We start from the raw sequence: 17,424 nt of genomic DNA on the forward strand, positions 1-17,424 counted from the left end.
AAATAGGTATAAAAGGACGTTTATAGATCCTTTGCATTTTTTACATTTTGGTCCGTTAAGGCAATATCGATCACTTCAGACATTTCCTTAACATAGTGAAAAGTTAGCCCTTTTAAATAAGATTCCTTAATTTCCTTAATATCACGTTCATTATCCGCACATAATATAATCTCCTTAATACGTGCTCTTTTGGCTGCAAGGATCTTTTCCTTAATACCCCCAACCGGAAGTACCTTTCCCCTTAAAGTGATTTCTCCCGTCATCGCCAAACTCTTTTTTATACGCTTTTGGGTAAACAAGGACACCAAAGACGTCAACATGGTGATACCTGCACTTGGACCATCTTTTGGTGTTGCACCTTCCGGTACATGAATATGAACATTATATTTTTCAAAAATTTCCGAATCTATACCAAAACGTTCTGCATTGGACTTGATATACTCCATTGCAATTGTAGCAGATTCCTTCATTACCTTACCAAGGTTACCCGTTATGCTCAGCGCTCCCTTACCCTTGGAAAGTATGGATTCTATGAACAGAATATCTCCACCTACACTGGTCCATGCAAGTCCGGTAACTACACCCGCTACCTCATTATTCTCATATTTATCCCTTTCCATTTTAGGGGCACCCAAAACCTCAATGATCACATCATTGCTTACCTTAACATCATATTCCTCTTCTGTGGCAATGGATTTTGCCGCGTAACGTACCATTTTCGCTATTTGTTTCTCCAATGAACGTACACCCGACTCTCGCGTATATCCTTCAACGATTTTTTCCAATTGGGGTTTTCCAATCTTTAAATGACTTGGATTTAGGCCGTGTTCCGTAAGTTGTTTGGGCAATAAATGTTTTTTGGCAATCTCTACCTTTTCCTCTATCGTATACCCACTAACATGGATAATCTCCATACGGTCCCTTAACGCCGGTTGAATATTGCTCAAATTATTGGCCGTGGCCACGAACATGACTTTAGAAAGGTCATAGCCCAACTCCAAGAAATTATCATGGAAATCACTATTTTGTTCAGGATCCAAAACCTCTAACATTGCAGAGGACGGATCACCTTGGTTACTATTTGACAACTTATCTATCTCGTCCAAAATAAAGACAGGATTGGACGTACCGGCCTTTTTTAAACTTTGGATTATTCTACCGGGCATTGCGCCTATATATGTTTTACGGTGACCTCGTATTTCTGCTTCATCACGCAATCCACCAAGAGACATTCTAACATATTCCCTACCTAAAGCTTCCGCTATGGATTTACCCAAAGATGTCTTACCTACACCTGGAGGTCCATATAAGCACAGAATTGGCGACTTCATATCATTCCTTAATTTAAGGACTGCCAAATACTCAACTATCCTGCGCTTTACATCCTCCAGACCATAGTGATCACGGTCCAATATACGCTGTGCACGTTTGAGGTCAAATTTATCCTTGCTATATTCTTTCCATGGCAACTCAAGTAATAAATCCAAATAATTTCTTTGGATGGAATATTCCGCCACCTGAGGGTTCATACGTTGCATTTTGGACAATTCCTTTGCAAAATGCTCCTTAACCTTTTTACCCCATTTTTTCTTCTTGGCCTTTTCCTTCATTTCCTCCAATTCCTCATCATAGGAAACACCACCCAATTCTTCTTGAATGGTCTTCATTTGTTGGTGCAGGAAATATTCTCGTTGCTGCTGATCCAAATCATTTCTAACTTTGGATTGAATGTCGTTCTTAAGTTCTAACTTTTGCAGTTCAACATTCATGTATTTCAACGTAGCCAATGCCCGCTCCTGTAAGCTACCTATCTCCAATAGTTCCTGCTTGGCCTTAACATCCAAATTAAGATTGGAAGAAACAAAGTTGATGAGAAACGAATCGCTTTGAATATTTTTAATTGCAAAAGAAGCTTCGCTAGGAATATTTGGATTATCCCTAATAATCTTTAGTGCCAATTCCTTTATGGATTCTATAATGGCAAAAAATTCCTTGTCGTTCTTCTCCGGCCTTATTTCACTTGTTTCCCTTACGGTAGCCGTGATGTAAGGTTTCTTGGTTAAGACCTCGGCAATTTCAAAGCGTTTTTTTCCTTGAATGATAACCGTAGTGTTTCCATCAGGCATCTGTAGCACCCTTAAAATTCTGGCCACGGTCCCCAATGTGTTAATATCTTTTACTTCCGGATTTTCCGTTTCCTCATCTTTTTGGGATACTACACCAATGACCTTTGACCCATTATTGGCATCCTTGATCAGACGAATACTCTTGTCCCTGCCCGCAGTAATAGGAATGACCACCCCAGGAAAAAGAACCGTATTCCTAAGTGGTAATATAGGCAAGGTCTCTGGCAGGGTCTCACTGTTCATCTGTTCTTCATCTTCAGGGGTCAATAATGGTATTAACTCAGAATCCTGATCGATTCCCTGTAAGGACATATTGTCAAAATTTGAAAATTTAGAATCTTTCATACTCATATATCGGTCATTCTGTCATTATAAAAACAGAATTTTATTTTAAGAAATTATACATTACAACTATATTATCGCCCCTAAGAGCGCAAATACAGTGCCTAACGCTTTTTTTACATCAACACTATTTCAATTCCTGTGCCAATTAAAAAAGAAACCGGTGCCATATCCTAAAATATAGCACCGGTTAATCAATTTATTTTCTTTTATTTAATTCTTTATCACCTTTTCTACATGTACATTGCCATTACCTGTTGTTAATGATATAATATAGACCCCTGGTTGATATTGTGACAAATCTACATCTATAGTTCCTTTTCTATCCTTATCATATGATCTTGAGTACAGGATTACATTATTGGGACTGATCAGGTTCAATGCCAATTCTTGACCGTCATAAACAGATGTATCTACCGAAACCCAACTTGCCGTAGGATTAGGGTATACCGTAATTGGCATTTCCTCCTCGTTATCAGTACCAAGAGTTGATTTAAAAGGCAATAATATGTCCTCTTCCACTTTGCGGACCGATAAATTAGCAAACTGTACCAATCCGGTTTCATTGCCTTGTGCATAATTTGAAAATAACCAAATATCAAGTGTTCGTACCAAAGGTAAAATGGTCATACGCCCAGAATATGTACTCCACTCCGTGGTAAAATTATGCCCTATTTGCCATGCATTAGGTTTATTATTTTGAGCTATCTCTATACGGGCATTTCCTTCTATCGTTTTCCCATCAATACTAAATTCCAACACATCGCCTACGCCTATTCCATTTGCCTCAAGATCAATGGTAATGGAATATCGTGCCCAAGGTTGATTTTGATCACTATTGGCTATTTCAAAAATACACCCTAAACCTAAATTGGAATCAGCAATATTTCCCGCTGTATCCAAACCAGCATCCAAACGACCATTTGTCAACTCAATTTCATCATATATGTTCGTTAAAGTATCACCACATTCTGGCTTTGGAACTGTTTCCTCTTCTTGTTTCTGAATCGTTAAATTATTGAACATGGAGGTTCCCGGGGCTATATTGGCATAATTGGAAAATAACCAAATATCAAGTGTTGTTATATTTTCCGGAACAATAATTTCCTGCTCGTAGGTAGTCCATTCATTTGAGAACGTATGTCCCAAAAGCCATATATTAGGCAAATTATCCTGTGCAATTTCAATTCTAGCATTACCGTCCAGACTTACCCCATCTACCGTTACCTCCAAAACATCTCCTGGTTGTAAACCATTATCCTCAAGATTAATGGACATGGTATATCTTGCCCACGGTTGATTTTCGTCTTCATTGGTAACTTCCAAAACACAATCACCTACCTCCTCTATTTCAACACCTTGGGAAATATCCAGCCCTGCGGTTAATTTTTCTTCTTCAATTATAAGAGAGGACCTTAAATCACCAAGGGGGTTTTGGCATATATTCCCAGGCTCTTCTATATCTAAAATCTTTTCTACCACAAGATTGTCAAACAAAGCTGCACCTTTTTCCAAGGTGGCATAATTGGAATATAACCATATATCCAGTGTAGAAATATCATTGGGGACTTTAATAGTTTTGGTATATGTAGCCCATTCATTGCCAAAAGTATGACCCAATAACCAATTGTTTGGTTTATTATCCTGGGCGACCTCAATTCTAGCATTGCCACCATCACTTTTACCATCTAGACTAAACCTTAGGTTATCCCCTGCTACCAATCCCAAAGTTTCCAAGTCGATCGTTACTATATACCGTTCCCACAACCTCCCATCTTGTAGCGTAGCTATTCTTAATGAACAGTCAGAACCATTGGTGTCTATCTCTTCTTTTTCTACTTGAAGGTATTCTTCGTAATAAATACCGTTTGGTAAAGGCAATTCTGCGTTTTCATTCCTCAATTCATCAATACATACCTCCACCGTAGAGCTAATGACGTTTAAGGTAAATATTGCAAAACAACCAGAACCCATTGTTATCCTATACTCTCCTTCGTCATCTTTTGACACGCTATCCAGAACCAATACCCCATTGGTGACCAATCCGCTTGGCGATGTAACTGTATACATGGCATCATCTACAACTGGCAGACCAATTGACACAACGCTACCTTCATCTACCACGGTAGTTACTTCATTTTTAACCCACGCCCCTTCACCGATTTTAAATTCAGGCTCAATAGACTCATTGTCACAATAATCAACCACCAAGGTTTTGGTGCAATCTTCCGTTGTTGCAAATACATATTCACCTAAATCTTCCACTGACATACCCGAAATACTCAAACCATTCTCTATAAGCTCTCCCTGTGGGGTGGTTATGGAATAATCTTGATCAATTTCCTTAAGTCTCAAACTTAAAGATAATCCTTCCGCTATCGTTAAGGTTTCCTCAGTGATAGTAACCCATGGGCCATCTCCAATTTGGTATTCTGGTTGTATACTAGTAAGATCACATACTGGTTTAGGTATTATCTTAAGCTCCAAAGTAGCCTCGCAACCTTTATCGGTCTTGAACGTATACAATCCTTCATTTTCCACATTAACACTATCAATGGTATAATCCATTTTTACTTCCTCGCCATCCGGTAAAATAATGGTAAACAACTCTGTGTTGGGTAAAATGCTAAGAATTAGCTTATCTCCCTCATCAAGTTCCAAAACATCCTTACCGCTTTCCCATACCCCGTTTACTTGATATTCTTGGACGATACTATTTGCCGGGCAGCGATAATCCATTGACCAGGTGGCAAAAAAGTTGGAAGTTATATCCCCTACTTTCGAGAAATTACCGGCCACATACAATTGCTCTTCTTCCCCTGAAAAAAGTATTGAATTAATAACCCCATCCGTACCTACTTGCAAATTTTCACCAAGAGGTTGCCAACCACCAATTTCTGACCATTTTGCAATGTTGTTTACAATAATAGTTTCGGATTTTTCATTACTTGCAAAAACAAAATTTCCAGCTACAAAAACATCATCATTACTCGCAACAATAGAATTTACACTTCCGCTCAACCCATTGCCTAAAGTTTCCCATTCCTTAGTTACTAAATTCCACCTAGCTATTCTATTTACCGTTTCACCAGAGGCAAGATTAAAATTACCCCCAACATAAACAAAGGAATCATCCAAAGCCATTGCCTCAACGAAACCACTTGTGCCATTGGCCAATGTTCCCCATTCACTACCATTCAAAGTTGCAATTCTAGGTGTATTTGTAATGCCAGCGGTATCAAAATTACCACCAACATATACAACATCGTTATCGTCTATGACAATTTCCCTAACCTCATTGTTAAGACCAGAAATCAATGAACCATTGGGCCTTATGGCCTGCCATCCGTTTTCCCAAATAGCTATATTGTTTACTTCAATTCCACCGGCGTTTACAAAAGCCCCACCTACATAAATTTTGGATCGTGAATCAACCGCAATTTTTGCAACGGTACCATTTGTTCCAGACCCCATGGCAGACCAAGTACTGCCGTTCCATAAAGCAATATTGTTTGCGGCAATTCCATTAACGTTATTAAAGGTACCGCCAATAAGCAATTCGTTATCAGCATTCATGGTTATGGTCTTAACCTCTCCGTTTACATTGCCCAATGTATTTTTCCAACCCGTCTTCTTATTATAGACCCCTAGATTATTGACAATTGTTTCGCCAATACTGGTAAATGAGCCCCCTACATAAATATCATCGCCATTTTCGAAAATACAATTGATAACTCCATTGGTACTTTCGGTAATGCCTGTCCAATATCCTATACCACTAACATCCAATGGACCATTATCCTCAGGCTCGTCTCCGCCTGAAATCTTGAATATTTTAGCGGCATTTCCATAACTACTAAAATACATTTCTCCATCCTCATCCAATCCAAAACTAGAAACATATTGGCCGTTGGTTCTAAAAAGCAACGTATTTTCAACACTGTCCAGACCTTTGCCGATATCAAGGGCCCAAACCCTTCCAGTAACATAGTCCGCATAAATATACTTGCCCTTTATCAAAGTGTTTTCACTTTTTCCATTGTATACATACCCTCCCGTAATTGAACGATCTCCCAAAGAATGATCATATTGAAAGATGGGCTTTACATCTTCTTTGGTTGCCAACGTAGCAGAAGATTTATAAATGGCATCACCTTCTAACCTGCTCCAACCATAATTTCCTCCGTTAACAATAACATTTATTTCCTCATAATTATCCTGACCTACATCCGCACCTATTAGCATATCTCCATCAAAAGAAAATTTCCATGTATTCCTTATACCCCATGAATATAGTTCGTCCAGTCCTGTTTTGCCCACCCTAGGGTTATCCGTAGGTATTTCATAATTCCCGTTGGGCAGGTCTGGGTTGGTTTCCAAAGGATTACTATTATCCAGATCCACATCTATTCTTAGAATACTACCAAAAATATTCTCTAGATTTTGGGCATTCCCCATAGGGTCGCCGCCGCCGCCGCCGTCACCTACGGAAATATATAGATAACCATCTGGGCCAAATCCTATTTTACCGCCATTATGGTTAGAATTATTTTGATTTTTATCAAAACTGAAAATTTCCAGTCTACTTGATTTATCCGCACTATTTGGGTTTAAGGGATCAACACGATATCTGGCCAACACCACCTCAACACCTACACCGGAAACACTGCTCCGTTGGGTATGGTATACAAAAAAATATCCGTTAGACTTATAATTTGGATGAAAGGCAAGTCCTAATAAACCTATCTCCTGACCTGAGGAAAAACTGACAATATCCTCAATATCTAAAAAAACAATAGCTCTATTGGTGTCTGGTACATTTTCAAAAACCTTAATAGCTCCTTGTTGCTCCACAACGAACAACCTATTGGAGCCGTCATTGGCATTCTGAATTTCAACAGGAAATTGAAAATTTAAATTTGGAAAAGCATCTTCATATGTGATTTTTTCTTGCGAAAAACCACTAAGAGCAATACATAGAAAAAATAAAAAATGAAGTAATAGTTTGTTCATAGGTTTGGGGTTAGATATAATGGAGTGTTTAAAAATTTCGGTCAAATTCAAGATAACTACGTTGAAAACTCAATATTAGATGCCCATATTAATAAATAAGGTAATATTTTCGATGAACTACATTCATCAACTAACAATCCCGTTCTTAAAAAAAAATTGATGAGTCCTTTATTCCACCTTACAAAAGACCTCCAAATAAAACTCTATTTATACTAAAACATTACACCATTTAATAAAAAAATTATCTTAAACTGTAACAAACCTTAAATTGATATATCATTACATAAACCAATCACTTTTTGAGCCAACAAAGAGAACATATTGATGAGCTATTGCTGTCATGCATGGCCGGTAAACAAAGTGCACAGCTAGAAGTGTACAACAAGTATTACAGGGCCATGTACAACACAGCACTGAGAATTGTTAAGGATACTGCCCAAGCAGAGGATATTATGCAGGAATCGTTTTTAAGCGCATTTACTAAACTGCATACTTTTAAAGGGGAGGTTACTTTTGGATCTTGGTTAAAACGTATTGTGATCAACAATAGCATCTATCAGTATAGAAAGCAGCAAAAAAACAAGGAAGTTGCATTGGATGAAATAATGTACAAGGTCGAAGATCATGACGGAATTGACCCCACTCATGTGTTTACTGAACTAAAGGCTCAAAAAGTGATGGAAACCATGAAAGATTTAAAGGAAAATTACAGAGTGTCTTTGACCTTACATTTAATTGAAGGGTATGATTATGAAGAAATGAGTGAGATCATGAATATAAGTTATGCCAATTGCAGAACCATGGTCTCAAGAGCAAAAGATAGCTTAAGAAAAAAATTAATAGTAGAAAGCCGATGAAAAATGATAACATAGACGATCTGTTCAAGAAGTTGCAAGGCAATTTGGATACTGAAGAACCTAAAGATGGGCACCAGCTGCGCTTTTTGGAAAAATTGAATGCGGTCAATGGTAATAAGACCATAACGACCAAAAAGAATAGTTCTTGGTTAACCTGGGCCTCCATGGCCGCGGCAATAGCCCTTTTAGTGACCGTAGGAATATTCCAAGTTGGAAACTACAACACCAAAGAGGAACAAGTTGCACAGATTTCACCAGAAGTTTCCAAAACGCAATTTTATTTTGCAAATCTTATAGAGGAGCAAGTAAAAGAATTGAATTCAGAGAAATCTCCTGAAACAGAAAAGATTATAAACGATACCATGTTGCAATTGCAAAAATTACAACAAGATTACACCAAAATGGAACAGGACCTCCTTAATGGTGGTAACAGCAAATTGATCCTAAGTGCCATGATCACCAATTTTCAAACAAGAATTGAACTGTTAAAAGAAGTAATGTCCCAAATAGAAAATATTAAATCAATAAAAAATACACATGATGCAAACTATACTATTTAAATATTCTTGCTTATTCTTTTTAACATGCTCCACCATATTATCTGCCCATGAAACAGATTTTGACGGTAAGCATACCAAGGAAAAGACCATAAAAAAAGAATTTAACGTAAATGCAGATGCACTGTTGAAAGTCAGCAATTCTTATGGTAATCTAAACATAACCTCCTGGAGCGAAAACCGTGTTGTTATTGAAGTCCATATCAAGACCAATGGCAATAACGAAGAAAAGGTTCAAAAAAAACTTGATGAGATTTCCGTTGAGTTTGATGCCAGCAAATCAATGGTGTCCGCAAAAACCATTTTCAACAAAAATAATAGCGGATGGGGATGGAGCTGGGGCAATAACAATAATGTCAACATGCAGATCAACTATACCATTAAAGTACCCATTAAGAACAATGTAGATCTAAGTAACGACTACGGTAATATTATCTTGGACAGAATTGATGGCCATGCCAAAATATCCTGTGATTACGGGCGTATGGAATTGGGGGAATTAAGGGGGCGAAATAATTACTTGAATTTTGATTACACCTCTAAATCTACCATAGGTTTTATAAATAGTGGCGAAATAAGGGCAGACTATTCTGGTTTTACCATTGATAAAGCAGGAGATCTAAAAGTAAATGCAGATTATACGAACGCAAGCATCGGTATTATGAAAAACCTGGAATATGTAAGTGATTATGGTAATATGGATGTAGAAGAACTCAATTCCATTGATGGCAATGGCGACTATATTACCGTTAAGTTGGGAATAGTGCATGGCAATGTATCCATTGTTTCGGATTACGGCAGCGTAAGAATAGATGAGCTAGCCAAGGATGCAGGAAACGTAAGAATACAGTCTGATTATACAGGAATTAAAATAGGATATAATAATCAATATCACTTTGATTTTGACATCACTGCCAGTTATGCCGGTGTAAGCGGTAAAGATGATTTAACGGTCAATGTAAGTACAGAAAAATCTTCCAATAAACATTATGAAGGTTACTATGGTTCCAGAGGCAGTGGAAACACCATCACAATTAACAGTGATTACGGAGGTATAAGCTTTATTAAAAAATAACTAATCGATTAAAAATGAACATTATGAACAAATTTTTTACTTTAATTTTTATGGGGTTTCTTTCTTTATCCTGTGTTGGACAGTGGGGAAAAACCATTAAGGGTAACGGGAACAATGTTACCATTGAAAGAACTACAGGTGATTATGATGGTGTGGCGGTTTCCGGATGGTTTGACGTTGAGCTGGTATCAGGTAATGAAGGAAAAATTATCCTTAAAGGAGAAGAAAACCTATTGGAATATATCATTACCGAAGTTAAGAACGGTAAGCTTGTTATTAGGACTGAAAAGGGAGTCAACCTTAAGACCAGTAATTGGAAATCTGGTATTCATATTACCGTACCTGTGGAATCCATAAATTCAGTAGCTATGTCCGGCTCAGGTGATATCGTAGGTAAAACCACCCTCAGCGCCGATAATTTCAGTACCGCAATGTCCGGATCGGGAGATATAACATTAGACCTAGACACCAACAGCTTAACGGCAACCATGTCCGGGTCTGGCGACATGTCCTTAAGCGGCAAAACAACAGATTTTGAAGCCACCATATCCGGTAGTGGGGATATTGAAGCCTACAGTCTAGACGCGGACCATGTAAATGCAACAGTATCTGGATCGGCGGATATTCAGGTCACGGCAAAAAAATCCATTAAAGCTAGAGTTTCCGGTTCCGGAGATATAACCTATAGAGGAAATCCTGAAAAAATAGATACCAAAACTTCGGGTTCGGGGGATATCTCAAAAGGTTAACAGCATAATCAAAATAGCGAACAATCACGATTAAAAGGCCTCCTTAAAGAGGCCTTTTCACTTCTTTAACCCTAACCAATAAAAACATCCCCACTAAGAAAAAGACGCCCAAAAATATAATAGAGCTTCTCATACTGCCAGTCCTTTGAGCAATTGCCCCATAAATAAATGTGCCTATTATAATTCCTATTTTTTCTGCCACATCATAAAAACTAAAGAAAGATGTAGTATCCGTAGTGCTAGGTAAAAATTTGGAATAGGTAGATCTAGATAATGCCTGTATGCCCCCCATGACCAAGCCAACACACCCGGCCGCTATATAAAAATCCGTAGGTGTTATCACAAAATAGGCATAGATACAAATACAGACCCAGAGGGCATTTATAACGATTAGGGTCCTAATATTTCCATATTGTTCCGAAGCTTTTGCCGTAAGTGTTGCCCCCACTATGGCCACTAGCTGTATTACCAAAATGCTAATAATCAATCCGGTGGTTCGTTCCGTGTCTGTACCCCAAGCAATTTCTTCTTCCCCAAAATAAGTAGCTATGAGCATAACCGTCTGCACCGCCATACTATAGACAAAAAATGCGCCCAGATATCTCTTTAGCCTAACCTGCTCCCCAAGTTCTTTCCAAACCTGTTTTAGCTCCTTAAAACCATTTAACACCACTTTGGTTCTTTCACCTTTCTTTTTATATCCTTGAGGCAGAAAATAAAAACTATATTGGGCAAACAACACCCACCAAACACCTACGGTAACAAAGGAATATTTCATTGCCTTTATTTCCGCAGCTCCGGATTCATCTGTTGTAATACCGAACAAATCCGGGCGCATTACCATGGCCAAATTGAACATTAATAATAGTACACTACCAATATATCCTAAAGTAAACCCTTTAGCACTTATGGCATCTTGTTGTTTTGGAAAAGCCACATCGGGCAGGTAAGAATTATTAATGGCAAAACTTACCCAAAAGCCCACTAAACCAAAAAAATAACACAACAGGCCAAAATAAATATGTTCCAGAGAAAACCAATAAAGGCCAACGCAAGAGAGCCCGCCCAAATAGCAGAAAAATTTCATGAACACCTTTTTATTTCCTAAATAATCCGCTATACCGGAGACCAAAGGTGTTACAATGGCAATACAAACAAAGGCCAAGGAGGTTGTATAACTTATTAATGGCGCCCTGGCAATTTCTCCACCAAATACCGTTACTTTTTCAATACCGGCAACTCTAAACAACGCCCCGTAAAATATGGGGAATACCGCCGAGGATATCACCAAACTATATACAGAATTTGCCCAGTCATAAAAGGCCCATGCGTTCAACAATTTTTTACTTCCCTTTAAAACCAGCGTCTTTGTCATATATAAAAATAAAGCCGTTCATTGCTGAACGGCTTCAATATACAATAATCAGTTAAGTTTTTTTACCTAAATGTAGTCACTCCAAATTTTGCTGCTTCTTCCTTGGCCAATGGTGCCCAAGCGGTAAGGTTATTAATCCTTGTATCGTTAGATGGGTGTGTACTCATAAATTCCGGTGGAGCTTGACCACCACTATTTGCCTTCATACGCTTCCAAAGTTCTGCAGCTTCATAAGGGTCATAACCTGCGATGGCCATAATCTGCAAGCCGATCCTATCGGCCTCTGTTTCATGACTTCTGCTAAAAGGCAACATTACTCCTACCTGAGAACCAATACCATAGGCCTGATTAAATAAATTTCTTTTTTGCTCATCCTGTATGGCTATATTTCCGGCAACCGCACCTACCTGTTGCAAGGTTCCCGCACTCATGCGTTGTGCACCGTGGTCTGCCAAGGCATGGGCTACTTCATGGCCCATAACCACTGCAACACCCGTCTCTGTCTGGGTTATAGGCAAAATACCGGTATAGAACACAATCTTACCTCCAGGCATACACCACGCATTTACCGTTTCGTCGTTTACCAAATTATATTCCCACTTATAATCCTTTAAATATCCAGGATACCCATTTGCAGTCAACCAACGCTCTGCAGCAGCGGAAATTCTTTGTCCAACCTTGGTTATCATTTGTGCCTCGGTAGTACCTGTTACCACTTTATTCTCAGTAAGAAATTGATCATATTGCGCAAATGCAGATGGGAAAATCTGACTATTGGGGTAAAAATTTAACGTCTTTTGGCCGGTAAACGGATTTACCTTACATGCCGAAACCCCTAGAAATACGGCAAGTATTAATACTATTTTTTTCATTTTCAAAATTTATGGTTAATGTTATCAAAATACAAAGTTATATATTTCCTGTAATGTGCAATAGGGTAAAGTTTTTGTCTATTCGCAAAACATGGTCATTTTCCAATAATAAATTTTCCAAGACTATTTCCTCATTATCTACCATTACCGTTTTTATTTTGAAAGGTAAACCATAAAAATTTAGCCTGATGGTTTGATATTCCGTTTCAAAATCGCCGTCTTTAAAGAGTTGCACCGTTAGGGAATTTTCTTTTCCTGTTAACTTAAAATTGCTCAACGCATACCTACCCTTTTTGTAATCATAACCGTTGGCGGCATCTTCATAAACTTCTGAAGTTTCCGTTCCTTCTTTATAATAAACATCCAACAATAACTCATCTATCTTCTTTTCCCCTACATATTGTTGAATGGGATATTTTGGTATTATGGCACCTGCCTTTACAAAAACCGGTATTTTATCCAACTCTGCAATCACCCACTTTTCCTTACCGCCCTCTACACGTTCTTGGGTCCAAAAATCATACCAAATTCCTCTTGGTATATACAGTCTTCGGCCCTGTGCATTAGGTTCTTGTATTGGACAGACCAATATTTTTTCGCCAAATATAAATTCATCCGTTCTAAAATGGGTCTGGCTATCCTCTTGATCAAAGAACACCAAAGATTGTATCATTGGTAAATTTTCCTTTGAATATTTATAGAACATGGTATACAAATAAGGTAAAAGCTGGTACCGTATTTCAATAAATTTCCTTACCACATCCGTGATCTCAGTCCCAAAGGACCATGGTTCCTGATCGCCGTGATCTCCACTGGAATGTACCCTGCAAAATGGATGAAAAATTCCCAATTGAATCCATCTAGCAAAAAGTTCACCATCGGGTTGTTCAGCAAAACCACCAATATCCGAACCAACAAAGGAATAACCACTTAAACACATGCGTTGTATTTGCACATTGGCTATCCATAAATGCTCCCAAGTGGCCACATTATCACCGGTCCAAGTAGATGAATAGCGCTGTGTACCGGCAAATGCAGCCCTGGTTATCACAAACGGCCGTAAAGGATACACATATTTTTTGACCCCTTCATATGTGGCCCTTACCATTTGCATTCCATATACGTTGTGGGCCTTTCTATGGGTACATGGATAGCCATCATAATTGTGTCTGGTATCCAAAGGGGCCGTTTTGGACGGTACTTCCATAACGGCGGGTTCGTTCATATCGTTCCAAACGGCATGTACCCCTAGCTCCGTCATGAATTCCTTGTACAGTTCTGCCCACCACTCCCTTACTTCAGGATTGGTGAAATCAGGAAAATTACATTCTCCCGGCCACACCTTACCGTGCATTAACGGTCCATCTCCACGTTTGCAGAAATAATCATTTTCCAAGGCTTCATTATAAACCCAATAATCACGATCTACCTTTATACCGGGATCGATCATGACCACCGTCTTAAATCCATCTTCCTCTAGCTCTGCGATCATTCGTTTTGGGTCCGGAAAATGATTTTTATCCCAGGTAAAACATTTGAACCCTTCCATATAATCAATATCCAGGTAAATGGCGTCACATGGTATACGCAGTTGCCTGAACTGTTCCGCTATTTCCTTTACATTGCTTTCCGGATAATAGCTCCATTTAGATTGGTGAAACCCAAGGGCCCACAAGGGCGGTAGCTCTGGCGTACCGGTAAGACTAGAGTATGAACTGACCACTTTGGACATTTCAGGACCAAAAATAAAGTAGTAATTCATTTCGCCACCATCTGCCCAAAAACTTGTCACGTTTCTGCGCTCGTGAGAAAAATCAAAACTTGTCTTAAAACTGTTGTCAAAAAATATTCCGTATGCGTTACCTTTTGTGAGACCAATAAAAAAGGGGATGGCCTTATAAAGCGGATCTTGCTCCTTTGCATAGGCAAACTGATCCGTAACCCAATTTTCTACTTTTTTACCCTTTAGGTTGCTATGCATTGCCTTATCTCCCATACCATAAAAGCTTTCTCCAGTTTGGGTAATCTTGCTCATTTTTACGGTATTGCCCCCGTATTCATAGTTTTCCTCCCAATGAAAACCTAATTCATCTTCATTTATAATGGTGCCGTTTAGGTCTGATATTTGTACCCTAAGGGTCATCTTATCGACCAACACGCTCAGCCTAGCGGTGGTGATGATATATTCCGTATTGTTCTCTACCACCTCTAACTTACTGTAACCCATAGTGCCCTCTGGGTCTATGGCATAGGAAAAATCAGGTTCAAAAATATGGTTTACCGCATATCTAAACCTAAATACACTACCTCTAAGAATGGTAATTTGTAGCACTACACCGTTAGCCGTAGTAAAATATAGTTTATCAGTGTCCTGGGTAAACTCGACTATATGATTGGGATAAAGGTTGCCTTTATATTCAAGTTCGGTATTTGTTATCATGAAATGGTATTAAAAAATATCAAAAACAGTAATCATATACTACTTATGACAAACTATTTAGCTCCTATATTATTTTATAATCACTATGCCCAATGGCGGTATAGTAATTTCAATGGATTTGCTATGGCCATGTGCGGATTTATTAACGGTTTTAATGGCTTTATTAACGTTACCACCACCACCGTATTGTACTGCATCGCTATTTAAAACTTCCTTCAATTTTCCTTTTTTTGGTATCCCAATCCTATATTTTTCACGTGGAATAGGGGTAAAATTACAGGCTATGATCAAATCATTTTCTTGATCATGTCCTTTACGTACATAAGTTAAAATGGAGTTTTCATGGTCACTATAATCTATCCATTGAAAACCCTCTGGACTAAATTGTTTTTCGTACAGTGCCGGTGAATTTTTGTAAAAATGGTTTAATTCCTTTACAAAACGCTGTATGCCCAAATGTCCATCATACTGTAATAAGTGCCAATCTAGGCTTTGTTCAAAATTCCATTCTGCGGTCTGCCCAAATTCTCCGCCCATAAACGTTAACTTGGTGCCCGGGTGGGTGAACATATAACCAAAGAGCAACCTGAGATTGGCAAATCTTTGCCATTCATCTCCCGGCATTCTATATACAAGTGATTGTTTACCATATACCACCTCATCATGTGAAAATGGTAACATAAAATTTTCAGTGAACGCATAGGTCATACTAAAGGTAATATCATTTTGGTGATGCCTTCTGTATATGGGTTCTTTCTTAAAAAATTGTAGCGTATCGTGCATCCATCCCATCATCCATTTCATGCCAAATCCTAAACCACCATGTTCTACGGGTCTGGATACTCCTGAAAATGCAGTAGATTCTTCCGCAATGGTCTGCACGCCCTCATAGTTACTATAAACGGCCTCGTTCAGTTCCTTTATGAAGGAAATGGCTTCCAAATTTTCGTTGCCACCGTAGATATTCGGTTCCCATTCCCCATCTTCCCTAGAATAATCCAAATATAACATAGATGCCACCGCATCTACCCGTAAGCCATCTACATGAAACTGGTCTAACCAAAAAAGTGCGTTACTGATCAAAAAGGCACGAACCTCATTTCTACCATAATTAAAGATCAAACTTTTCCAATCATTATGGTACCCTTTTCTTCTGTCCGGATGTTCATATAAATGAGACCCATCAAAATAACCAAGGCCATGGGCATCCTCAGGAAAATGTGAAGGCACCCAATCCAATATTACGCCAATATCATTTTGATGAAAGGTATCTACCAGCAATTTGAACTCCTCTGGCGTACCAAATCTGGAGGTAGGGGCAAAATAACCGGTTAGCTGATATCCCCAAGACGGGTCATACGGATATTCCATGACCGGCATGAACTCAACATGGGTGTACCCCATATCCTTTACATACGATACCAAATCCTGGGCCAATTCCCTATAGGATAGAAATTTATGTTCCTTATTTTTTTTCCACGAACCTAAATGTACTTCATACACGGAATATGGGCGATCAAGACCGTTTTTATCCTTCCTATAACCCATCCATTCCTTATCTTTCCATTGATGATCGGATGTCCAAATGATCGATGCCGTTTTTGGCGGATGCTCACTATATCTTGCAAACGGGTCCGCCTTCTCTGTCCAGACATCGTTAATGGTTGATTGAATCTTATATTTATAGATTTCTCCCTTGCCTATATTCGGGATAAATCCTTCCCAAATACCACTGGCATCCCACCTTACGTTTAAGCGGTGTTCATCTGCATTCCAGCCATTAAAATTCCCTATGACAGAAACAGATTTTGCACTGGGGGCCCAAACCGCAAAATATGTACCCTCCACGCCATCTAGCGTTAGAAGATGTGATCCCAATTTTTCATATAGCCGATAGTGTTTACCGCTTTTAAATAAATTGATATCAAAATCGGTAAACAATGAGTGAACTTTGACGTTAGCCATATTATCGTTTTAATTTTTTTGTAAAGCTAAACAACTTATGAAGATTGCCTACA

At 38.6% G+C, this 17,424-nt stretch carries 10 protein-coding genes; 4 read left to right on the forward strand and 6 right to left on the reverse strand.

Annotated features, from left to right (window positions below):
- Window positions 1–20: 20 nt before the first annotated feature.
- The gene (gene lon, locus JM81_RS05975) at window positions 21–2,471 is read right to left on the reverse strand and encodes an endopeptidase La (RefSeq protein WP_089259795.1); all 2,451 of its coding nucleotides are present in this window, start codon (window positions 2,469–2,471) and stop codon (window positions 21–23) included.
- Between the two features lie 210 nt (window positions 2,472–2,681).
- Window positions 2,682–7,481, reverse strand: a complete 4,800-nt coding sequence (locus JM81_RS05980) for a PQQ-dependent sugar dehydrogenase (protein ID WP_144801367.1) — start codon at window positions 7,479–7,481, stop codon at window positions 2,682–2,684.
- A gap of 299 nt (window positions 7,482–7,780) precedes the next feature.
- Between JM81_RS05980 and JM81_RS05985 the strand changes: the two genes are divergently transcribed.
- Genes JM81_RS05985 through JM81_RS06000 form a run of 4 tightly spaced genes read left to right on the forward strand, consistent with a single transcriptional unit; the run spans window position 7,781 to window position 10,719 of the window.
- Window positions 7,781–8,338 (forward strand): RNA polymerase sigma factor, encoded by a 558-nt coding sequence (locus JM81_RS05985; RefSeq protein WP_144801369.1) that lies wholly within the window; start codon window positions 7,781–7,783, stop codon window positions 8,336–8,338.
- Window positions 8,335–8,898 carry a hypothetical protein gene (locus JM81_RS05990; protein ID WP_089262928.1) on the forward strand — a complete coding sequence of 188 codons (564 nt, stop codon included), beginning with the start codon at window positions 8,335–8,337 and terminating at the stop codon, window positions 8,896–8,898. Before JM81_RS05985 ends, JM81_RS05990 begins: the two co-directional genes overlap by 4 nt.
- On the forward strand, window positions 8,879–9,970 hold the full coding sequence (locus JM81_RS05995; protein WP_186435616.1) for a hypothetical protein: 1,092 nt from the start codon (window positions 8,879–8,881) through the stop codon (window positions 9,968–9,970). The genes JM81_RS05990 and JM81_RS05995 overlap by 20 nt, the downstream gene beginning before the upstream one ends.
- A gap of 23 nt (window positions 9,971–9,993) precedes the next feature.
- Window positions 9,994–10,719, forward strand: coding sequence for a head GIN domain-containing protein (locus JM81_RS06000; RefSeq protein WP_144801373.1), 726 nt, complete (start codon window positions 9,994–9,996; stop codon window positions 10,717–10,719).
- 43 nt (window positions 10,720–10,762) lie between these two features.
- On the opposite strand, the gene JM81_RS06005 is transcribed toward JM81_RS06000, so the two are convergent.
- The 4 genes from JM81_RS06005 to glgB all read right to left on the reverse strand — a co-directional run bounded on the left by JM81_RS06005 (window position 10,763) and on the right by glgB (window position 17,371).
- The gene (locus JM81_RS06005; protein ID WP_144801375.1) at window positions 10,763–12,094 is read right to left on the reverse strand and encodes an MFS transporter; all 1,332 of its coding nucleotides are present in this window, start codon (window positions 12,092–12,094) and stop codon (window positions 10,763–10,765) included.
- Between the two features lie 62 nt (window positions 12,095–12,156).
- Window positions 12,157–12,966, reverse strand: a complete 810-nt coding sequence (locus JM81_RS06010) for a M48 family metallopeptidase (RefSeq protein ID WP_089262924.1) — start codon at window positions 12,964–12,966, stop codon at window positions 12,157–12,159.
- 37 nt (window positions 12,967–13,003) lie between these two features.
- Window positions 13,004–15,406: a glycoside hydrolase family 31 protein gene (locus JM81_RS06015; protein WP_144801377.1), complete on the reverse strand. Its 2,403-nt coding sequence runs from the start codon at window positions 15,404–15,406 to the stop codon at window positions 13,004–13,006.
- 69 nt (window positions 15,407–15,475) lie between these two features.
- On the reverse strand, window positions 15,476–17,371 hold the full coding sequence (gene glgB / locus JM81_RS06020; RefSeq protein WP_144801379.1) for a 1,4-alpha-glucan branching protein GlgB: 1,896 nt from the start codon (window positions 17,369–17,371) through the stop codon (window positions 15,476–15,478).
- Window positions 17,372–17,424: the final 53 nt, after the last annotated feature.

The sequence above is a fragment of the Maribacter sp. MAR_2009_72 genome (assembly GCF_007827235.1).
In the GTDB taxonomy this organism is placed as follows: Bacteria; Bacteroidota; Bacteroidia; order Flavobacteriales; family Flavobacteriaceae; genus Maribacter; species Maribacter sedimenticola.